This window comes from Fundicoccus culcitae (assembly GCF_024661895.1).
GTDB lineage: Bacteria > Bacillota > Bacilli > Lactobacillales > Aerococcaceae > Fundicoccus_A > Fundicoccus_A culcitae.
This window is the reverse complement of sequence record NZ_CP102453.1, coordinates 1278763-1299584: the sequence shown is the minus strand read 5'-3', so window position 1 is coordinate 1299584 and position 20822 is coordinate 1278763. Positions and strand designations below refer to the sequence as shown.

Annotated in this window: 21 protein-coding genes; 14 read left to right on the top strand and 7 right to left on the bottom strand. The window is 32.1% G+C overall.

From position 1 onward, the window contains the following. Window positions 1–25: 25 nt before the first annotated feature. The 11 genes from NRE15_RS05925 to anmK all read left to right on the top strand — a co-directional run bounded on the left by NRE15_RS05925 (window position 26) and on the right by anmK (window position 10652). On the top strand, window positions 26–862 hold the full coding sequence (locus NRE15_RS05925; protein WP_313794675.1) for a PRD domain-containing protein: 837 nt from the start codon (window positions 26–28) through the stop codon (window positions 860–862). 105 nt (window positions 863–967) lie between these two features. Then, window positions 968–2377: a PTS transporter subunit EIIC gene (locus tag NRE15_RS05920; RefSeq protein ID WP_313794674.1), complete on the top strand. Its 1410-nt coding sequence runs from the start codon at window positions 968–970 to the stop codon at window positions 2375–2377. Between the two features lie 13 nt (window positions 2378–2390). Then, window positions 2391–3851, top strand: a complete 1461-nt coding sequence (locus NRE15_RS05915) for a glycoside hydrolase family 1 protein (protein WP_313794673.1) — start codon at window positions 2391–2393, stop codon at window positions 3849–3851. A gap of 240 nt (window positions 3852–4091) precedes the next feature. After that, window positions 4092–4946, top strand: a complete 855-nt coding sequence (murQ, locus tag NRE15_RS05910; RefSeq protein WP_313794959.1) for an N-acetylmuramic acid 6-phosphate etherase — start codon at window positions 4092–4094, stop codon at window positions 4944–4946. Between the two features lie 36 nt (window positions 4947–4982). Next, on the top strand, window positions 4983–5306 hold the full coding sequence (locus NRE15_RS05905; protein ID WP_313794672.1) for a PTS lactose/cellobiose transporter subunit IIA: 324 nt from the start codon (window positions 4983–4985) through the stop codon (window positions 5304–5306). Window positions 5307–5319: 13 nt separating this feature from the next. Beyond that, the gene (locus NRE15_RS05900) at window positions 5320–5628 is read left to right on the top strand and encodes a hypothetical protein (protein ID WP_313794671.1); all 309 of its coding nucleotides are present in this window, start codon (window positions 5320–5322) and stop codon (window positions 5626–5628) included. Window positions 5629–5648: 20 nt separating this feature from the next. Next, entirely contained in the window at window positions 5649–5966 is a 318-nt protein-coding gene (locus NRE15_RS05895) for a PTS sugar transporter subunit IIB (RefSeq protein WP_313794670.1), read from the top strand. Window positions 5967–6018: 52 nt separating this feature from the next. Further along, window positions 6019–7377, top strand: a complete 1359-nt coding sequence (locus NRE15_RS05890; protein ID WP_313794669.1) for a PTS sugar transporter subunit IIC — start codon at window positions 6019–6021, stop codon at window positions 7375–7377. 63 nt (window positions 7378–7440) lie between these two features. Then, window positions 7441–8526: a DUF871 domain-containing protein gene (locus NRE15_RS05885; RefSeq protein WP_313794668.1), complete on the top strand. Its 1086-nt coding sequence runs from the start codon at window positions 7441–7443 to the stop codon at window positions 8524–8526. 101 nt (window positions 8527–8627) lie between these two features. Further along, on the top strand, window positions 8628–9479 hold the full coding sequence (locus tag NRE15_RS05880; RefSeq protein ID WP_313794667.1) for a MurR/RpiR family transcriptional regulator: 852 nt from the start codon (window positions 8628–8630) through the stop codon (window positions 9477–9479). A 33-nt stretch (window positions 9480–9512) separates the two neighbouring features. Continuing rightward, the gene (anmK, locus tag NRE15_RS05875) at window positions 9513–10652 is read left to right on the top strand and encodes an anhydro-N-acetylmuramic acid kinase AnmK (protein WP_313794666.1); all 1140 of its coding nucleotides are present in this window, start codon (window positions 9513–9515) and stop codon (window positions 10650–10652) included. 293 nt (window positions 10653–10945) lie between these two features. On the opposite strand, the gene nagA is transcribed toward anmK, so the two are convergent. The 6 genes from nagA to NRE15_RS05845 are packed head-to-tail and all read right to left on the bottom strand — an operon-like array spanning window position 10946 to window position 15550. After that, window positions 10946–12115, bottom strand: a complete 1170-nt coding sequence (gene nagA / locus NRE15_RS05870; protein WP_313794665.1) for an N-acetylglucosamine-6-phosphate deacetylase — start codon at window positions 12113–12115, stop codon at window positions 10946–10948. Between the two features lie 48 nt (window positions 12116–12163). Continuing rightward, on the bottom strand, window positions 12164–12985 hold the full coding sequence (locus NRE15_RS05865) for a PTS system mannose/fructose/sorbose family transporter subunit IID (RefSeq protein WP_313794664.1): 822 nt from the start codon (window positions 12983–12985) through the stop codon (window positions 12164–12166). Next, window positions 12978–13784: a PTS sugar transporter subunit IIC gene (locus NRE15_RS05860; protein WP_313794663.1), complete on the bottom strand. Its 807-nt coding sequence runs from the start codon at window positions 13782–13784 to the stop codon at window positions 12978–12980. Before NRE15_RS05860 ends, NRE15_RS05865 begins: the two co-directional genes overlap by 8 nt. Window positions 13785–13796: 12 nt before the next feature. Then, window positions 13797–14291, bottom strand: coding sequence for a PTS system mannose/fructose/N-acetylgalactosamine-transporter subunit IIB (locus NRE15_RS05855; protein ID WP_313794662.1), 495 nt, complete (start codon window positions 14289–14291; stop codon window positions 13797–13799). Between the two features lie 15 nt (window positions 14292–14306). Next, a complete protein-coding gene (locus tag NRE15_RS05850) occupies window positions 14307–14720 on the bottom strand; it encodes a PTS sugar transporter subunit IIA (RefSeq protein WP_313794661.1) in 414 nt (137 codons plus the stop codon). 32 nt (window positions 14721–14752) lie between these two features. Then, complete coding sequence (locus tag NRE15_RS05845; RefSeq protein WP_313794660.1) at window positions 14753–15550, bottom strand: ChbG/HpnK family deacetylase; 798 nt, start codon at window positions 15548–15550, stop codon at window positions 14753–14755. Window positions 15551–15687: 137 nt separating this feature from the next. Here NRE15_RS05845 and NRE15_RS05840 point away from each other — a divergent pair, with 137 nt between their 5' ends. From NRE15_RS05840 to NRE15_RS05830, 3 genes are all read left to right on the top strand, one after another. After that, entirely contained in the window at window positions 15688–17247 is a 1560-nt protein-coding gene (locus tag NRE15_RS05840; RefSeq protein ID WP_313794659.1) for a BglG family transcription antiterminator, read from the top strand. Between the two features lie 421 nt (window positions 17248–17668). Further along, on the top strand, window positions 17669–18847 hold the full coding sequence (locus tag NRE15_RS05835) for an ImmA/IrrE family metallo-endopeptidase (protein ID WP_313794658.1): 1179 nt from the start codon (window positions 17669–17671) through the stop codon (window positions 18845–18847). Between the two features lie 280 nt (window positions 18848–19127). After that, on the top strand, window positions 19128–19493 hold the full coding sequence (locus tag NRE15_RS05830; protein ID WP_313794657.1) for a nuclear transport factor 2 family protein: 366 nt from the start codon (window positions 19128–19130) through the stop codon (window positions 19491–19493). Between the two features lie 116 nt (window positions 19494–19609). On the opposite strand, the gene NRE15_RS05825 is transcribed toward NRE15_RS05830, so the two are convergent. Then, on the bottom strand, window positions 19610–20782 hold the full coding sequence (locus tag NRE15_RS05825; protein ID WP_313794656.1) for a serine hydrolase domain-containing protein: 1173 nt from the start codon (window positions 20780–20782) through the stop codon (window positions 19610–19612). Between the last annotated feature and the right edge of the window lie 40 nt (window positions 20783–20822).

Genomic DNA, 20822 nt, shown 5'->3' with positions numbered 1-20822 from the left:
TTATGCATAGTTAGGAGTTAGCATAATGAAAGTAATTAAAAATATAAATAATAATGTTGCTATTTGTATTGATAACGATGGTAATGAAGTAGTTGCATTCGGAAAGGGTATTGGATTTAAAACACCTCCTTATGTATTAACGGATTTAAATAAAATCACCAAAACATATTATAATATAGATCAGCGGTATTTTGGTCTGTTAAATGTTATCTCAGAAGAAATTTTTGAGATTACTGGAGTAATTGTTACATATACTCAAATAATCGTTGATTCGTATTTAAATCCGAATTTAGTATTCACTTTAGCAGATCATATTCAATTTGCTATTCAAAGAAATAATAGTGGAATGTTATTAAAGTTTTCATCGCAATATGATTTAAAACATTTTAATCCTAAAGAAGTTGAAGTTGGAGAGTATGCTGTAAAACTCATCGAAAAAAAACTAAAAATAAAGCTTCCCGAAGATGAAGTATATGGAATAGCCATGCATATTATAAATTCAGAAATAAACGAACAAACCGAAGAGAAACAAGTATCTAGTGAAAAAATTGTAGATCAAATAGTTGAGATAATTGAAAATTACATGGGATTAGAAATCGATAAAGCTTCATTTAATTTTTCTAGATTTGCTTCTCACTTAGAGTATTTATTTGAAAGAATCGTAAAAAACGAAATGATAACAACGAAGAATTTTGATATGTTTCAATCAATAGCAGAGAATTATCCAAGAGCTTATAATTGTTCGCTTGAAATTAGAGATTATTTGCTTAAATCATTTAACTGGTATTTAGAAGAGGAAGAATTGTTATATCTGATGTTACATATTAATCGTTTATGTACTAGACAAGGATATAAAAACTAAGATGTAATAGGAATGTTCGATTATATCATTCAACATTTTAATAACCTTAATATATTATGCGCGCAATATATTAATTTATTATTTATTTTAATTGGGGGATAAAAAATGAAGGATTATAAACAATTAGCACATAACATTGTTGAAAATGTTGGCAGTGAATCAAATATAAGTTACTTAGTTCACTGTGTCACTCGACTTCGGTTTAATTTAAAAGATAAGAGTTTAATTAATAAAGAAGCATTACATAATTTAAATGGTGTATTAGGGTTTTTAGAGCAAAATGGTCAATTTCAAGTAATTATAGGTGAAGATGTAGGAAATGTTTATGAAGAAATAATGAAACAGACTAATTTATCAAATGAATTAAATGATTCACTTGAGGTTAGCAGTCAAAATGAGGATACAAAAGGGAAGTTTTCTATTGGAAAGGTTTTTGATTATCTAAGTGGGAGTTTTGCTCCTATAGTGCCTGCGTTTGCTGGAGCAGGAATTTTAAAAGGGATTATCATTTTATTGACAAACTATAATTTATTGAATACTGAATCTGGTATTTATCTGATGTTAAACGCAGCATCAGATGCAACTTTTCACTTCTTACCGTTCCTTTTAGCTTATACTGCTTCCAAAAAATTAAATACAAATACTATAATGTCTTTGTTAATGGCTGGTATATATCTTTATCCATCTATAATAAATAATGCTGGACAAAGTATAGATGTTTTTGGAATCAATGTCCCATTATTAAGGTATTCGGCAACTGTATTACCAATTCTTTTATCCGTTTGGATAGTGAGCAAGCTCCATCCATGGGTTGAAAAGAGAGTTGTCAGTTACCTAAGAGTTGTTTTAGTACCAGTTATTGTTTTAATTATAATGACACCGATCAATTTAATGATTTTTGGTCCAATTGGATACTATTCCGGTTTAGGATTGGGGAAAGTATTTGAATGGCTATTTGCAACCGCTCCTTGGTTAGGAGGTTTGGTAGATGGTGCAACTAGACCATTCGTGATATTAACTGGTATGCATTCGGTTATGGGAACAATAATGATTAATAACATTGAGACATTGGGATATGATATGCTTGGGCCAGTTCATGCGGTTGCTTCAATGGCAGCAGCAGGTATGTGTTTTGGAGTATTTTTAAGAGCGAAAGATAAAGAAGAAAAAGCAACATTTTTCTCTTCATTTATTTCAGCTTTTATTGGTATCACAGAACCAGCACTATATGGGATTGCGTTTAGATTTAAAAAGCCCTTATATGCATTAGTAATTGGTGGTGGTGTTGCTGGGGCGCTCGTAGCTGTACTTGATGCGAAAGCATTAAGTTTTGCAATGCCATCAATAATTTCTCTCCCAGTATACGCTGGATCTATTCCAACAATGATGATTGGATTTGTAGTAGCTTTTGTTTTAACTGCATTTTTGGCATATGTATTTAGTTATGATGAGAGTATTGAAAAAGATAATCGAGCAATTGAGTCAGAAAAGAAAATGATAAAAAAATTAATTTAAGGAGATTATAAGAATGACAACAATTTTTCCGAAAGATTTTCTATGGGGTGGAGCAACTGCAGCATCACAAGTTGAAGGTGGATGGAATGAAGGAGGTAAAGGTTTAGATACGCAAGATGTTAAACCTCAATTCTCATATTTAACACGAGAACAAAAGAATGACTGGAAATATAAACAAATGACTGTTGAAAAATTTGAAAATGGGAAAAAGTCAAATGATGTTAGTTTATATCCATTTCGTTTTGGGTCAGATCAGTATCATCGTTATGAGGAAGATATTAAATTGTTTGCTGAATTGGGCTTGAAGATTTATCGTTTATCTATAAGCTGGGCAAGAATTTTCCCAAATGGTGATGATGAACAGCCTAATCAAGAAGGAATAGAATACTATAAAAATGTCTTTAAATTATGCAAAGAAAACAACATAAAAGTTTTTGTGACAATCTTACATTATGCTATTCCAGTTCATTTGGTTGATGAGTATGGTGGTTGGAAAAACAGAAAACTGGTTGATTTTTATGTGAAATATGCAAAAGTACTTTTTGAGAATTTTAAAGATGATGTAGATTATTGGCTTCCATTCAATGAAATTAATGCGACTAGATTTAATCCTTACAATGGTGGCGGTTTGATTAAAGAACGTGAAGAACACTACGACCAAGCAGTTTATCAATGCTTGCATCATCAATTTTTAGCAAACTCGCAAACGATTAAATTAGCTAAGGAAATGGGGGTTAAAGCTCCGATTGGTTGTATGATTGCTCGTTTTTGTCACTATCCTGGAACACCTAATCCCGCAGATAATTTAGTACAACTACATGACGAACAATATACTAACTGGTTTTATACAGATGTTATGGCTAGAGGATTTTATCCAGAATATATGAATCGTTATTTTGAAGAAAATAACATTAAAATAGAAATGAAAGAATCAGATTTAGAATTATTAAACGAATACACTGTAGATTTCATTTCATTTTCTTATTATTTTACACAAGTTTCTACAGCGGATAAAGAATGGGAAAAAACAGATGGAAATTTAGTAATTGCTAACAAAAATCCATATCTGGAATCTAGTGAATGGGGTTGGCAAAAAGATCCTACTGGCTTGAGGATTACATTAAATCAAATGTACGATAGATATAGAAAGCCATTATTTATTGCTGAAAATGGGTTAGGAGCTGAAGACATTTTAGAAGAAGATAATTCCATTCATGATAATTATAGAATTGACTATTTAAAATCACATTTTGAAGCGATGGGAGAATCCATTAAAGATGGTGTCAATTTAATTGGTTATACGATGTGGGGAATTATTGACTTAGTTTCGTGCGGTTCAATAGAGATGAGTAAGCGTTATGGAGTTATTTACGTTGATGCTGATGATGAAGGTAATGGTACGTTTGATAGATATAAAAAAGATAGTTTTTATTGGTATAAAGATGTAATTGAAACTAATGGTGCGAAGCTATAACGTAAAAATGATTCTTTACTAGATATTTGCATAGAAAATATATAGGTAGTTAATATAAAAATACCCTTTCTTATTCAATAAATAAGGACGGGTGTTTTTTATTCTAATATTTCTTTCAGGATTCTCTAAATACCAGGAGACTTAAAGTCCAACAAATAAGGACTCAAATATCACAACATATGTATACGCTTTAAAAAATGAAATAATATTCTATAAAAAATAGAAATTAGTTGAAATAATATTTCTTTCTGCTATAATCAATTTAGTGAGCAAGCGATTACATCGAAAATTCATATATATTTAAACATAAAAATGATAGTAGAAAAGGTGCTTCCTGTGATTGAACAAGCTGTGAATAAAATTATTGAGTCATTTAATAGTAATGGAAGATTAATTTATATGGGTGCAGGAACAAGTGGAAGACTGGGTGTTTTAGATGCAGCGGAATGTGTTCCTACATTTGGGGTGCCACCTGAAATGGTCGTAGGATTGATTGCGGGTGGTGATTCAGCAATTAAATTAGCTGTGGAAGGTGCAGAAGATTCGAAAGAATTAGGGAAAGCTGATTTGGAAGCCCTTGATTTAAAAGCAAATGATACGGTGGTAGGGATTGCTGCGAGTGGTAGGACGCCTTATGTTGTTGGAGGGTTAATGTATGCTAATGAAGTTGGAGCAAACACAGTCTCATTGGCATGTAATATAAATTCACTTATTAGCTCATATAGTCAGATTGCTATAGAAGTTGATTGTGGACCTGAAGTATTAACTGGATCAACTAGATTAAAAGCTGGAACAGCACAAAAATTAATTTTAAATATGTTATCAACTGCATCTATGATTGGAATTGGTAAGACATATCAGAATTTAATGGTCGATGTGCAAGCAACGAATGAAAAATTAGTTGCCCGTTCAAAGAGAATTATTATGGATGCAACGGATTGTAGTGAAGAAGTAGCAGATGAATATCTTGAAATTGCAAATAAAGATGTAAAACTTGCTATTGTCATGATTCTTACAGGTGAAAGTATGGAGGAGGCTAAAACTAAATTAGTAACAGCAAAAGGATTCATTAGTCGTGCAGTTGAAAATAGTTAATGAAATAAATGAAATAACAGAGAAAGAGTGATAAACATGGAAGAAATGGAACAGATTATTTTTGAAATTATTAGTAATGGCGGAAATGCAAAAGGTTTGGCATACGAAGCGATAATGGAAGCTGAAAAAGGTAATTACGAAAAAGCAGACGAATTGTTGGTGGAAGCTGATGCATATTTGAAAACAGCTCATCAAGTTCAAACTAATTTAATTCAAGAAGAAGCTGCGGGTAAAAATCATGATGTGACTGTTCTCTTTGTGCATGCGCAAGATCATTTGATGACATCTATGGAAGTTCGTTCATTAGCAGATTATTTTATCAAATTAAATAAACGTGTGAATGAACTAGAAAATAAGTAAGGTCGATTAACTGATGGAAGAAAAAATGAAAAACGATACGAATATGCCAAAAATTGGCTTTAAAAGCTCGTTCTTAATATTAGGGGTTACTTTTATCGTATTATTTGCCGTTCCTTTTCTCTTAGAACGCTTTTCACCAGGGATACAATGGTTGGTATTGATTTTAAGTTCATTATTAATTGGCGCCACGATTGCGTATGCTTGTTGTTTTATTGAAACAGAAAAAAGAATTGGTTCAAGTTTTTGGGTGCTGTTAGGTATCAGTTCGTTGTTTATTTTTATCATTGAGTTCTTTTTGTTTGGCTTAGGTATTTATTTATAAAAAATTTGGAGGTATGGAAAATGAAAGTACTATTAGCGTGTTCAGCTGGGATGTCTAGCGCGATTGCAGCAAAATCATTAAGTGATGCCGCAAAGGATGCTGGAATTGATATGACTGTTCAAGAAGTTAGTTCTCAAGCTTTTGAAGATGAAATAAAGAAAGGTTATGCTTTAGGATTAGTGGCTCCACAAATACGTCATCGATTTGATGTTTTAAAAGGGCAAGCAGATGCTGTTGGTGTGCCATGTTTGTTAATTAATCCAAAAGGTTATTCTCCAATAGGTGGTAAATTTTTATTACAACAAATTCAAAAAGAAGCAGGTGAGATTTTCGAATAGTTATATTAATGGATGTTCATTGTCGTTTTAAAAAGTTAGGAGGAAAAAATAATTGTTTGATAAAATAGCAACATTTTTAGATGAAAAACTATCAACACCTATGGCAAAATTAGCTGAGCAACGCCATTTACGTGCGATTCGTGACGGGATTATTTCAACTTTGCCGATTATTATTGTCGCTTCAATGTTTATGGTAATCGCATTCTTACCAAATTCACTACCATCTGATTGGGCCTTTACTCAATGGATCCTGCAACATCAAACTAAAATCTTATTACCATACCGTGTTTCAATGTACATTATGACATTGTATGCTGTTTTTGGAATTGGTTATTCATTAGCAAAATCGTATGATTTAGATGGTTTGTCTGGTGCGATATTATCTGAACTAGCCTTTTTATTAACTATCGTACCAACGTCAATCCCAGCAGCTTCAGAGTCAATCCAACAATTGGCTGCAAATAATGTAGAATTAGCTGAATATATTGCTGCTGTACCTACTGGTTTTCATTTACCAATGGCTAACCTAGGATCAGGTGGGATGTTTATAGGTATTTTATCAGCTTTCTTAGCGGTTGAGATATATCGGTTTACAGATAAAAGTGGCTTTAAAATTTCAATGCCATCACAAGTACCCGCTTCTGTTGCTCGTTCATTTGAATCTTTGACACCAACTGCCATTGTATTATTATTAGTTGCTACAATCACATATTTCTTAGAAATTGATGTTCATGGCATTGTTGCTATAATTGTATCACCATTAATCTCTGCATCAGATACGCTACCTTCGGTTTTATTAATCATCTTTTTAACAGGCTTTTTCTGGGTATTTGGTATTCACGGTGCTTCAATTGTTGGATCGTTAGCGCGTCCTCTTTGGTTAGTTTTATTGGAGGAAAATACGACTGCATATGTTGCAGGTGAAGCTATTCAAAATATAGCTGCTGAACCATTCTATCAATGGTTTGTGTGGATTGGTGGTTCCGGTGCAACTTTAGGTTTAGCCATTCTACTTGCATGGCGCTCTAAATCATCTTATGGAAGCACTTTAGGTAAAACATCACTTATTCCAGCGATATTTAATATCAATGAGCCTATGATCTTTGGTGTTCCAATCGTATTAAACCCTGTGTTGATGATTCCGTTTGTTGTTATTCCATTATTTAATGGTATTATTGCTTGGTTTGCGACTTCATGGGGATGGGTAAATCCAGTGGTAGCGAATGCTCCGTGGACTTTGCCTGGACCAATTGGTGCATTTTTAGCTACAGGAAATGATTGGCGGGCTATAGTACTAAATGTGTTACTAATTATCCTTTCAATTGCTTTGTATTATCCATTCTTTAGAATTTATGATAATCAATTATTAGCAGAAGAACAGGTTGAACCTGAAACTGTTGAAACAACTTAAATTAGTGAGAGCCCTGTATTTACAGGGCTTTTTAAAAATACAATCTAGGAGTGAAATAAAATAATGCGTAAATTAGGAATTTCAATTTATCCAGAGAAGTCAAATCAAGCAGATTTATTTGCTTATATTGATAAGGCGGCTGAAGCTGGTTTTACTCGTGTTTTTTCATGCCTGTTGTCAGTTGAAAAAGACAAAGAGGAAGTAAAAGAAGAATTTAAATTAGTTAATAGTTATGCAAAAAGTAAAGGCTTTGAAGTCATTGTTGATGTGGCACCACGGATTTTTGAAGCGTTAGATATCAGTTATAAAGAATTAGGATTCTTTAAAGAGATTCAAGCAGATGGACTTAGGCTTGATGTAGGATTTACTGGAGCTGAAGAAGCTTTAATGACATACAACCCATATGATTTATCTATTGAGATCAACATGAGTAACAATGTTCATACGATTGATACGATTATGGATTATCAACCTAATGTTTATAATTTAATCGCGTGTCATAATTTTTATCCTCATAACTATAGTGGATTAGGATTAGACTACTTTGAAAAAAGTACGAAGCGGTTTAAACAATATGGTTTGCGGACTGCAGCTTTTGTAACTAGTCAAAATGATTCTACTTTTGGGCCTTGGCCGGTTACTGAAGGGTTACCTACTTTAGAGATGCATCGCCACTTACCTTTAGATGTACAGGTTAAACATTACTTAGCGATGAACCTAGTAGATGATATTATCATTTCAAATTGTTATCCGACTGATGCTGAACTAGCTAGTTTAAGCAATTTGGATTTAAGTTTAGTCACATTTGATGTCGAAGTCGTTGATGGTTTACCTGAAACAGAACGAAAAATTTTGTTTGAAGAATTACATGTTAATCGTGGGGATCAAAGTGAAAATATTATTCGTTCGACTCAAAGTAGAGTTAAATACAAAGGTCATCATTTTGAACGTTTCAACACACCCGATACCATTCATAGAGGCGATATTGTTATTGAATCTAGTTACTACGGACATTATGCCGGTGAATTACAAATTGCATTAAATGATATGAAAAATAGTGGTAATAGTAATGTTGTAGGACGTATTAAAGAAGCAGAGGTATTTATTCTCGATGAAATAAAACCTTGGCAAAAATTTAGATTAAAATAATATCCACGTTTTGAATTTAATTTTGTATTTATGTACAATTAGATAAAAGGATTGAGTAGGTTGTGTTGGTTAAATACAAAATTAAATGATGAGGTGATATCATGAGTTGTACCACAAGGATTAGAGAATTGTATGATTCTTTTAGCGAGACTGAATTGAAAATTGCCGACTTCATTTTAGATAATCGTGAATCAGTTTTGGACTCATCTACTCATGAACTAGCAGATTTGACTAAAACATCTGCTAGTTCATGGGTGAGGTTTTCAAAGAAATTAGGTTATAAAGGCTTTACTGCTTTAAAAGTTGATCTAGCTTCTGATACGGTTGAAAAACCGGAAGAAAATCAATTGATGAATGTATTTATTGATGCGGGAGATTCCTTTGAAGTGTTAACAAAAAAAGTACAATATATTTCCATGTCAATTATGGAAAAAACATACAATTTATTAAATATTAAATTAATGTCAGAAGCGGTCGATGCGATTAATAAAAGTAATCGAATCTTTATTATTGGTATTGGTGGGAGCGCCATTATGTGCAATGACTTAATGCAAAAATTATCAAGGATTGGGCGTACGGTCTTTTTTCATGATGATTCGCATATTTTATTAGCTCAATTAGCCAATTTAACCCCTGATGATATTGTAATTGCAGTTAGTTACTCTGGTAAAACGGATGTCGTTTTATACGCAGCAGAGAAAGCCAAAGAAGTTGGCACACCGGTCATTGCCATCACTAAGTACGATGTTAAAACATCATTGTCGCAAATTGCCGATTTTAATTTATATATTCCTGTTGAAGAAACTAACTTACGTCTTGGTACTATTTCTTCGAGAAATGCAACATTTGTTATTACTGATCTACTATATTATGGCGTTGCTAAGGATAATTTTGATGATACGCTTCAAAGTTTAGTCGCCTCTCGAAAAATTATTGATAATTTAAAGCAGTGATATTTATTTAAGAATTGAAAGGAGGATGTCCTTATGTTAGCTGTTGGGCTAATGTCCGGAACATCATTGGATGGGTTAGATGCCGTGTTGTGTGAAGTTAAAGGAACTGGTGTGGATACAGAAATTAAAGAGTTAGCCTTCGAAACATTTGAATATCCTATGAAGTTACGAGATTTAGTTAAGAAAGTAGCTGAAAACAGACCAGTAAGTATTGCTGAGGTTTGCTCATTAAATTTTGAATTGGGCAAATGGTATGCTGATGCTGTTATAAATATTTGCAAGAATTATGGGATAGCTTCGGAAGAATTAGGTTTTGTAGCGAGTCATGGGCAAACGGTTTATCATATTCCACATGAACGAGATGGGTTAGTTGCAAGTACGCTCCAATTAGGTGAAAGTGCTGTGATTGCGTACCAATGCGGTTGTCCGGTTGTGAGTAATTTTCGGACAATGGATATGGCTGCTGGCGGTGAGGGCGCTCCTTTGGTTCCATATAGTGAATATGTTTTGTATCAATCGGCTGTAAAAACGATCGCTTTGCAAAATATTGGTGGGATTGGGAATGTTACGGTTATTCCAGCAGGTGGCGAGATTGAAGATGTTGTTGCATTCGATACGGGTCCGGGAAATATGATGATCAATGCGGCTATGGAAATTTTGTATGATGAGAGTTTTGATAAAGGTGGAGCTGTCGCTGCGAGTGGCGATTTGATTATTGAGTTGGTTGATGAGTTAAGGGATCACCCCTATTTGAAGATGGTTCCGCCTAAATCGACGGGTAGAGAAGTCTTTGGAATTGAGTATACTAAGCAATTAATAGAAACGTATAATAACTATGCTCCAGAAGATATAATTGCCACCTTAACATGGTTTACTGCCTATTCAATTGTCTATAGTTACCGTGAGTTTATTATTCCTAAGTATAATTTGAATGAGATCATTTTAGCTGGTGGTGGGGTTCATAATTTAACTTTGGTGGAATATATTAAAGAATTAATTCCTGAAATTGACGTATTTACTCAAGAAGAAAAAGGATTCTCTTCTGATTCAAAAGAAGCGGTGGCTTTTGTGATTTTGGGTAATGAGACATTGCATCGGAAGCCTTCGAATGTGCCTGGGGCAACAGGGGCTAAAGAGAAGGTTGTGTTGGGGAATGTTACAAGACCTAATTAGGTGCTGATTGGTTAAATGGAATTTTTTCAATTTGTATTCATTTGAAAATCATAAGAATCTCCGAAAAAAGAGATTCTTATGATTTTGAATTTAAATTAAAGCCTCGATATTTATTTGATATATTAATAAAATAAAACTTGAACAGTCAGGAATTAGCTAATAACATTTTTAATAAAAATAGTATTTATCCTTGGCATTTTCTTTGAAAATTATTGCCAACGAAAAATTATTTGTAGCGGATTATTATTTATGTAATACAAGTCTATGTTTTTATGTATAAATCTTAATATAATTTATTTTACTAACATTTTTGTATTGAATAAATCTTTATCAGTTGAAGCGTCATATATAACTTCACCTTCAGAAAAAGTATAAACTACACTATATTCATCATCAATAATAACAAAGTCAGCATCTTTACCAACGACTAGTGATCCTTTTTTTCGATCAACACCATATGTTCGTGCTGGATTCAGACAAGCCATATTGAGAACTATTTCTAAAGGTATGTTCATTTTCTCTACCAGATTTTTAATACCATACATAATAGATTTAGTAGAACCAACTAGTCTTCCGGTATCCGTTTTAGCAAAACCATCATCAGTTATATTTATAGTTAAACCCATTGATTCATATTGACCTATAGGAGCACCAGCCAGGTGAGTACTGTCAGAAATCATTATAAATCTATCATAAGACTTTATTCTAAACATTATTTCTAACATTTCAAAAGAAACATGAAGACCATCACAAATTATTTCGCACTCCACATTAGGTGCTAGTAAACTTGCTCCTAAACCTCCAACATCCCTATGATGTATACCAGTCATTACATTAGCAGTATGTGTGGAAATACTCACTCCGTTTTTAAATGCATTCATTGCTTCTTCAAAATTTGCATTACTATGAGTGAAAGCAACTCTTACCCCATGATTTAATAAATACTCTGTTGCTTGTTTACTGTTTGGAAGTTCAGGAGCCATTCCAACTAATTTTAACATACCTTCACAATTACTAATCATTTCTTGTATATAGTCTAGACTAATATCTGGGTGACCCTCATCAATCCCCTTTTCACCAACTCTATTTAGATATGGTCCTTCTGAATGAATCCCTATAATTTTTGCACCATCAATACTCATCCGAGACACAGCAACAAGATCTTTAAAAATCTCAGGATTTGCAGTTGGTAATACTGAGGTAACTCCATGAGCAGATATACCTTTTAAAAACCCCTTTATTTCTGATATCACATCAGGGGTTTTATTCATGAGATTATATCCCATAACACCATGTATGTGAGTATCAAAAATACCAGGTATAATTCGATATGTTGAGAAATCATGGAAATCATCAACTTTCTCATCTGAACTTAATATATTTTTTATTTTACCATCTTCAATATTCAAATAACCTTTCACTACACCAGATTCAGTATATATCTTATCTGATTTAATATACACAATACCTCACCTCTGATTATAAGTTTATTAAAAATAGAGCGATTAAATTTAGAAAATCCCTAAAAGAGCTCCAATCATTGCTAAGGCAATGATTCCAATTATTAGTGTAGTTGGACGATAACCTTTTTTAATCAAATAAACTAAAACAAACACTAAAATAATACTTAAAAGACCTGGAAATATTGAATTAAAAACATCTTGTACTACTAATTCTGTTTCACCTATTGAAATAGTCCAATTTAATGGGAAGTGGACTAGTTGTGCTACTGTGGAACCTACCATAGTTAACCCTAAAACTCCCGCAGCTTTTGTCAGCGCATTCATTAAACCAGATTCATAAACAGAATCTATAAAGGGTGTGCCATATACATATCCCCATTTTAATAAAAACCACTTAGCAATAGATTGAGGGACGCCATATAACAGGATAAATAATATAGCTCCTAAAATATTACCTTGTGATGCAAGTCCAATTGCTATCCCTGCTGCAATTATTCTTAAACCATTAAAAAATAAAGAATCGAACATACCTGCGGTTGGTCCCATTAATGAAGTTTTGATACTTTCAATGGTAGCTGTATCAATGTTACCTTTTTCTTTTCTTTGTTTCTCTAACGCATAAGTTAACCCTGCAATAAAATTAAATGGTACAGCATGTGTATTGAAGAAGTTTTGTGATCGCAAATAAGCATCTTTTTTATCTTCTTCATTATCTCCGTAGATGGATTCAATAGCGGGAGACATAGTTATTGTAAATGCATTTGCTTCCATTTTAACCATATTAAATGACATAAAAACTAAATGTGATCTAATGAACATTTGTCTTAATATCTTATTTTCTTCTTTTGATAATTTATTTGCATTATTCAAAGAAATCATCCCCCTCAACTGCACTTGTGTTAGTATTTATATTTGATAATGAATTTTTTAAGTCAATAATACTTTTATCTGTAAAGAACATTGTGATAGCAATAGCTAGTCCTATAATTGCGATTGATAATGCATCAAGTCCTAAACGTGCAGCTAATATATAACCTACGAAGAAAAAAATACCTAACTTATTATCCCAAATCATCGATGTTAAAATAGCTAGACCTACCGCTATCATCATACTTGATGAAGCAACTAAACCATTCATGACCCATGCCGGTAATTGGGCTAATAAATTATTTAACCCATCTACACCATAAGCAATCGAAAAGAACAGCATTATAGAATTTATTAGAGGAGTAGTTAACATTGAGAATACAATATTTTGTCCTAAAAATTGTTTAGGAGTCCCATTAACAGCTAATTTTTCCCAATAAACTGCAAATGAACTCCAAATTGGAGTAAGTGCTGCTGAAATTTGTGCCATTACGGTTCCTATAGGCATTGCTATAGCTAAACCTGCTTCTATATCTGCACCTGTTAATATTGTATACGAAACGGATATAACACTTGCAATGGTTGCATCTGCTGGTATACTACCACCAATAGCTGAAATCCCCATAAATATTGCTTCAAGGGAAGCACCCATTAATATACCTGTATGAAAATCACCTAATACCAAACCAACTAAAGGTGCTACTACTATTGGTCTATTAACAGCTTGCCATGATAGTAAGATGGGATCTAAGTATGAGATTATGAAATATAAAATACTAACTAATAACGCTTCTGTAGTCATTTTTTAATCCTCCTATATTTTTAAGGCTTTATCAAGAGGTTCTGGATTGTCTTCTGGAGTAGTTTGATAAATGCATTTAATTCCTGATGCAATTATTTCCTTAAATATATCTACCTCCTCGTCATATGCATATAAATTACTTCCATAAGATTTACGAGACTCACCTTCTTTCTTTTTAGCAATACGTCCATAGTTTCCAACATTAATCACATCTACATCTTTTATTTGATTTATAATTTTTAATACATCTTGAGGAGTAGCAACAATTAATAAAATTTTAAGATCCTTAGCTCTTGGATCTTTTAATATTTCAATACTTTTATCAATAGTTTGAATTGCTACTTTTAAATTTTGAGGTGCTGCCATCATTAAGGATCTTTCAATTGTTTTGTTTGTTCCTGCTTCATCATTAGCAACAATAATACGGTTTATATCTAAGTTTCTTGACCATTTTATTGCAATTTGACCATGAATAAGTCTTTCATCTAATCTTAAATGTTTAATCATTCTAACACTCCTTTATCAAAAAAAATCATCTTCTATTTCACTAAATTCTGTACTATTATTAATCAGTTGTATTGAATTTTTACCCTCATTAATAATTGATAGAATTTTTTCATCATCAATTGGATTTTCATACATACACAATTCTAATAGAATAGCTAAGTTAATTCCGGATATCAATTTAGTATTTTTTTTGTTTAAATAGGTATACATCACTTGATTAACGCTTCCACCTAATAAATCAGATAGCATTATGACTTGATCTTCTTCATTTATATTTTCAAAAAAACTATTCAATACTTCATGAATATTTTTTTCATCTAAATATGCGTCAAAAATAGTTAAATTTGAAACCCCTCCTAATAAGACATTTACTGAACTTTCCATTCCGCTTGCTAATCTACCATGTGATGCTAAAAATAACTTCAGCATAAAATCACCACCCTAAACTAATCTGATAAAAATTAAATATTTCTATAAGTTACCAACCTAATTTTATTTTCTGAAATATAATCAATCATTTCAATTGATAATGCCATTTCTAAATCTTTCGCTCTTATTATTGAATATGAAGATACTTTTAATAAATCTGAATCAATATATCCGCAGTGGCATATCAATGCGATTTTATCTTTATCTTTTGTTATTTCTAATTGTTTTAAAACACGCTTTGTAACATCTGTTTGAAATTGATCTTCTAATTTAAAAACTGGTTTAATATTCCAATCTGTTGGTAAAAATGTGATGTTTATTTCTTTTAGAAAATCCATAGTAAAAATAATATTATATTTTTTTGATAATGTTTTAAACGCCTTTATTGTAGTAGGAGTAACTAATGAATGGGGATGAATATACTCTGGTTTCCTTCCGACTAAGTTTATAAATTCCTGTATTTGTGCTTCCATTTCAATCAAAACTTCTTCATACTTATATGGTTCATTTTTGAATTCAATTGATAAATCATTGTCAATACTTTTATATTCATTTTTAAACCTTTCAATAGAGCTTATGAATAGACCATCGTCATTAACTAAACTAGGTATTTTAATTGGATCACTAATGGGCTTGCCAGCTACCAAATTTATATCTAAACCAAAGCAACATTCAGGATATTTTGGAATAAATGATGCAGCAAATTTTGATGACTTCATGTTTACAAATAGTCCTGTATTTCTAATAAGTCCCTCTTCTATCCCCTTAACAATACCAAGTGTTACTGCTTCTGTTATACCAAAATCATCCGATTGAAATAATAAATCCATATAATCTCCCCTTTTAATTTAAAACAATTTTAGTAAACGTTTACAATTTGATGATAGAGCTAAAATAGTGATTAATCAAGATTAAGATTTGCACTTGATAAAGTGCAAGGATATAATAATTGAAAGGAAGTGCTATTATGAATAGAGAAGAGTTGATATTTTACTTGTTAGCTGATAGTAATAGACCATTAACAACTAAATACTTAGCAAAGATATTAGAAAGAAGTGTCCGAACTATCAAATATGACATGAAGAAGGTAGCTTTACTAGTCCAAGAAAATGGTGGAGTTCTTAAATCTAAAAGAGGAGTAGGTTATTGGATTGAAGTAAATGACATTGATATTTTTAATAAAACACTTTATCAGCTAGTAATTCGAGAATCTTTATTACATACAAATAATGAAATATTGAAAACAGAACATATTAAAATAATGCAATATTTAATTACTCAAAAAGATTATTTTAAGATTGAAGATATTAGCGATAAATTTTATATATCTAAGAAAGTTGTCAATGAGGCAATTAATTATTATCGAGATTTGTTAGATTTGTACCAATTAAAATTAATTTCCAAGCCTAATTGTGGTTCGAAAATTGTTGGAAGTGAGTTTTCTATTCGATTGGTTATGTTATATTTGTTTCAAATCCACTTCCATAAAGTAGAGTATACACGTAATATTAAAGAATTTTATAATTATTTTGAAAACGATATAACTGAAATTAAGAATACAAGATATATACTATTAGCTACACTTCGCAATAATAATTTTTCAGTTAACGATTTTGTAACTCAAATATTATCACGCTATTTAATTCTTCAAAAAAATAGAAAACTAGCTGGGTATAATTTATCACTAGATGAAAAAACGATAAGCAATATTAAGGAATTTAAGACTGTTGTTTCTATTTCTACAATTATTTTTAAAAAACTTTCTCATTATTATGAACATGTATTTGATGATGAAGAAGTCTATGCATTTGCAATACTTTTACTTACCCATCGCGATTTAACAACGGATATAGATTTTAGCAAAGAGTATTCATTCATATGGAATAGTATTGTTGATATTGTTTCTAAATTATTATCTGTTTTATCAAATACAATTAAAATTGATAATGACATCAATAATCAACTATATGAACAATTATTATGTAGTTTATTACCAATAGTTGTTCAACTTAAATTTAATATAAATTTGAATTTTGGAGAAAAAAGTAAATTGTATTTTATGAATAATGAAAAATATAAAGAAACTGCCACTTTTATGTCGAATATTTTCAAAAAAATAATGTATGATGATTATAATACGAAAGTACCAGATGTTCTTCTAAAAAAACTCAATAAAAATTTTCTTATTCTTCTTAATAAGTATGATCTTTTTCAAAAATCTATTACTGTTAATATTTTAGTATCAAGTAATCATGGAATTCTCTCTGCTGAGAACATCGAACAAATGCTTGTTAATTTTCTAAATCCAGATATATTAGGAAATATATATCCAATAGAGCTATATGAAGGAAGAAATTTTTCTGCTGAAGAAATAGATTTGTATGTTTTGGAGGATATAGATGCTTTATACTATGATTATTCATGGCCTTTAGTTTCGATTGATTCAAACGACTTTCACAATGATTTTAAGGGATTACTAAACGTTATTTATGAAATATCACGAAGTAAGAGTAATGAAAAATTTTAGATATATATAAAAATATATAGGTTATAATTAAATTGAAGTTCTTTTATTTGCAATGGATTAAAATTATTATGTAGAATTAAACTGGGAAATCCAATGTGAAGTGATGTTAAAAGGAAAATTTTTAAAACCAATCAGGTTTATTAAATGTTATTATTTCTCAAATCTGAGCTGGATATGAAATCAATTCAAATAATTGCGTTGTGGATTAAACATGCAAGATTTCCTTCACTAAGTATCCGAGATATGTGCAACAATTTTTATAGGTCATTTATTTTTATTGTTTTGAAATAGCAGCTCTAGAATGTAAAGGACATTAATGTAAGCGCTTTAATGTTTTTTAAGGATAGGATTCAAAAAAGGTGCTGATTGGTCTATTCGTGTTATAGTGTTATTAAATAATATAACGAGGAGGTGTGTATAAATGGGAAAAGCAGTTTACGTTGAAACAGAACCGTCTGTTATTAAATATTATGTTGATAAATCCGAATTTGATGTGATGGAATTTACTAAAGAGAAAGATTTGAAAAATTTAAATTACTGGCTAGATGGGAGTAAAAACCCAACATTTAATCAACTAATGAAACTCTCTAAAAAATTGCAAGTTCCATTAGGTTATTTAGTTGTTAAAAAACCAGTTGATGATACACCTCAAATATTAAATTATAGGACGATTGATTCTAAAGATATGGATCATATTTCGAGAAATTTAATCGAGACAATTAAGATTGTAAAGAACCAGCAAGAGTTTCTTTTAGACTACAGAAAAGATAATGGTTTTATGCCTTTAGATTATGTTGCTAAGTATACCATAGATGATGATTGGAACATTATTGTTCAATATGCTAGAAAAATTCTTGGTATAGGAGAAGAATGGCAAAAGGATTTGGGTAGACTTTATCCTCTTAAGTATTTTAAAAAGAAATTAAATGATATAGGTGTGGTTATTCAAAGTAATGGTATAGTGAGGCAAAATACGCATCGTAAATTAGATATCAGTGAATTTAGAGCCTTTGTTAGCATTGACGAATATGCACCATTTGTTTTTATTAACACCAATGATACTAAAAATGGACAACTTTTTTCTTTGTTACATGAATTTGGTCATATTTTATTAGGTGAAAGTGAAGTTTATAATGTTGATTTAACAATGAATACAGATGTCAATCAACTGGAAAGAATATGTAATAAAATAGCGAGTGAACTACTAATACCCAATATTATTTTTGTTGAATCATGGAATATACCTAGCGATGTAGAACTGTATGAATATGTAACTGATTTAGCAAAAAAGTTTAAAGTGAGTAAAACTGTCATTGCTCGAAAAGCTTTAGATAATAAGTTAATAAAAATAGAAGATTATAATTTTATCGCAAAAAGAAACGTTGAGGAATATAACAAATATCAAGCGATAGCCAAGGAACAAGATAATAATGGAATAGATTACTATAATACGATTCAAAGTAAAGTTGATCCAATCCTTTTTGATTCAGTAAAAAGTAGCTATTATGAAGGAAATATTCAATATATTGAAGCTCTTAATCTATTAAATATTGGTTCTAAAGGGTTTGAATTTTTATCAAATAAAAATGACTTGGGCTGAGATGAATGTAGCTGATCCATCGATTATTGCCACCGCTAAAGTGTATGGTTTTGCAGTTTTATCTTTAGAGGTAAAGAATAGTAATTTAAGAATGGGTAGTCCTTATCCACACAATAATTTATCATTTAATACAGCTCTGAAATCTTGAAGTATCAAGGATTTAGGGCTATTTTTCGCCTTTAACTGTAAAAGAAATCAGTGTTATTTAGTTGTTAAATTGTGACAAATTAATTATAATTTATTGTAGAATTTACTTTAGTATAAATGGAGGAATCAATGTATGCAAGTATTGGACCGTGACACCTTGTTGCGGATTGAAAATGCAGGGTGGAAGTCGTTATGTGAATCAAAGGGAGCAGAATTTTACAGCAATATCCTAGCGGCTGATTCGGTGTTTGTATTGATGAATGGGATGGTTTTAGACAAGGAAGCAACGGTGATGTCCTTAGAACAATCGGATCCTTGGGCAAGTTATTCGATAAAGGATCCTAGAGTTATTCAGGTTAATGAAAAGTCAGCTATAATAGTCTATCAAACTGAAGCCCGGCGCGATGAAGTTGTCGTTAGGATGATTAATTCATCGGTTTATGCGATGGTTGGCGATCAAATCCAGTTAGTCTTGTATCAGCAAACAAGTTTGGAGTAGGCGTTTATATGAAATAAACAGGAAGAATTAATCGTTACTGATAGCAAGCGATATTTATTAAAAAAAGGAAACCGACCATTTACCGTTAGCGGGTGAAAATGGTCGGTTTTTGTTGTTTAATTATTTAACAAATCGGTTAACAGTTGCGCGCCAAGGGCGGCTCCGGGAACGCCGGATTCCAGTGGCAAGTTGGCCAAGACAACGACGCCGATTTGCTCCTCGGGATTAAATCCAATATAGGAAGTGTAGCCTTCAGTGGATCCGTCGTGGTAAATAATGTTGTTTTCCGTATCTAAGATCCATAGATAAGCCATTTCATCATGACGGATGTTCAAGGCGTTATTTTCTTCGGTGGTGGCGTCGACCGTGGCTAGACTTTGGTGTGATTGATCAATCCAAGGACGAGCAGGCACGTTCACTTCGGGGTTCATTTGCATGTCTAAGTATAACAACATGTCTTCGATATTAGAGACCATAGCGCCGGCTGGGGCGTAAGCATCTTCGGGTGACCAAATCCAATTGTTGCCGAGTTCCAATTCATTTTCAAATAAATAAGTGTTTGGTAATTGGAGTTGGTCAGCTACAAAAGTATTGGCTAAATCATAATAATTTGTGCCATAAACGGCTTCTAAGAGTAGGCCTAGAAGGGCTGCGTTGAAATTTGAGTATTCATATGGGTGTGCTTGGGTCATGTCAGGGAGGTTTTCAGCCGCTTCAGCTATCAGGGTATCTTTGCTAATGCCCATGAAAGGATTGGCGCCTGCTTCAATATTTTCGGCCATGGTGTCATTCTCAAAGAGGGTTGGATAGCCGGATGTATGGGTTAGTAGTTGGAGGACGGTTGGGAAAGTCTCTTCGCTGTTGAAGTTGATATAGGTGCTGATAGGTTCATCTAAACTAATTAACCCTTCATCAACGGCTTTAGCGATCAGTGTGCCGGTAAATGTTTTGGTGATGGAACCTAATTCGTATTCATAAGCGTTACCGAAGTCTTCTGCGCCTTCAGCGGTATATACGGTATAACTTGCTTGGCCGTCCACGATTTGACCGATTGTTATGACTGTGCCTTCGACTTGTAAACCAACTTCCATTAAAGTGTCAAAATCATATTCGACGTTTTCTTCTTGTGTTGTTTGACTTTCAGTGGTTGAGGTATCGGCTGTGGACTCTATGGAGCTACTTTCGGCCGTTGTTTCTGCGTTTGCTAGGACAATGCTGGGGATTTGGATGGGGCTCAAGGCGGTTAAAACGAAAAAGCTCATTAGTGATTTTTTTATTAAATGTTCCAATTAATTCATCCTCCATTGTTTCTGTAATTAATTTGTGGAA

Excerpts from the sequence above, each read along its gene's own strand:
- NRE15_RS05925 (WP_313794675.1), top strand. The coding sequence starts at position 26 with ATGAAAGTAATTAAAAATATAAATAATAATGTTGCTATTTGTATTGAT.
- NRE15_RS05920 (WP_313794674.1), top strand. The coding sequence starts at position 968 with ATGAAGGATTATAAACAATTAGCACATAACATTGTTGAAAATGTTGGC.
- NRE15_RS05915 (WP_313794673.1), top strand. The coding sequence starts at position 2,391 with ATGACAACAATTTTTCCGAAAGATTTTCTATGGGGTGGAGCAACTGCA.
- NRE15_RS05905 (WP_313794672.1), top strand. The coding sequence starts at position 4,983 with ATGGAAGAAATGGAACAGATTATTTTTGAAATTATTAGTAATGGCGGA.
- NRE15_RS05900 (WP_313794671.1), top strand. The coding sequence starts at position 5,320 with ATGGAAGAAAAAATGAAAAACGATACGAATATGCCAAAAATTGGCTTT.
- NRE15_RS05895 (WP_313794670.1), top strand. The coding sequence starts at position 5,649 with ATGAAAGTACTATTAGCGTGTTCAGCTGGGATGTCTAGCGCGATTGCA.
- NRE15_RS05885 (WP_313794668.1), top strand. The coding sequence starts at position 7,441 with ATGCGTAAATTAGGAATTTCAATTTATCCAGAGAAGTCAAATCAAGCA.
- NRE15_RS05880 (WP_313794667.1), top strand. The coding sequence starts at position 8,628 with ATGAGTTGTACCACAAGGATTAGAGAATTGTATGATTCTTTTAGCGAG.
- anmK (WP_313794666.1), top strand. The coding sequence starts at position 9,513 with ATGTTAGCTGTTGGGCTAATGTCCGGAACATCATTGGATGGGTTAGAT.
- NRE15_RS05860 (WP_313794663.1), bottom strand. The coding sequence starts at position 13,784 with ATGACTACAGAAGCGTTATTAGTTAGTATTTTATATTTCATAATCTCA.
- NRE15_RS05855 (WP_313794662.1), bottom strand. The coding sequence starts at position 14,291 with ATGATTAAACATTTAAGATTAGATGAAAGACTTATTCATGGTCAAATT.
- NRE15_RS05850 (WP_313794661.1), bottom strand. The coding sequence starts at position 14,720 with ATGCTGAAGTTATTTTTAGCATCACATGGTAGATTAGCAAGCGGAATG.
- NRE15_RS05845 (WP_313794660.1), bottom strand. The coding sequence starts at position 15,550 with ATGGATTTATTATTTCAATCGGATGATTTTGGTATAACAGAAGCAGTA.
- NRE15_RS05840 (WP_313794659.1), top strand. The coding sequence starts at position 15,688 with ATGAATAGAGAAGAGTTGATATTTTACTTGTTAGCTGATAGTAATAGA.
- NRE15_RS05835 (WP_313794658.1), top strand. The coding sequence starts at position 17,669 with ATGGGAAAAGCAGTTTACGTTGAAACAGAACCGTCTGTTATTAAATAT.
- NRE15_RS05830 (WP_313794657.1), top strand. The coding sequence starts at position 19,128 with ATGCAAGTATTGGACCGTGACACCTTGTTGCGGATTGAAAATGCAGGG.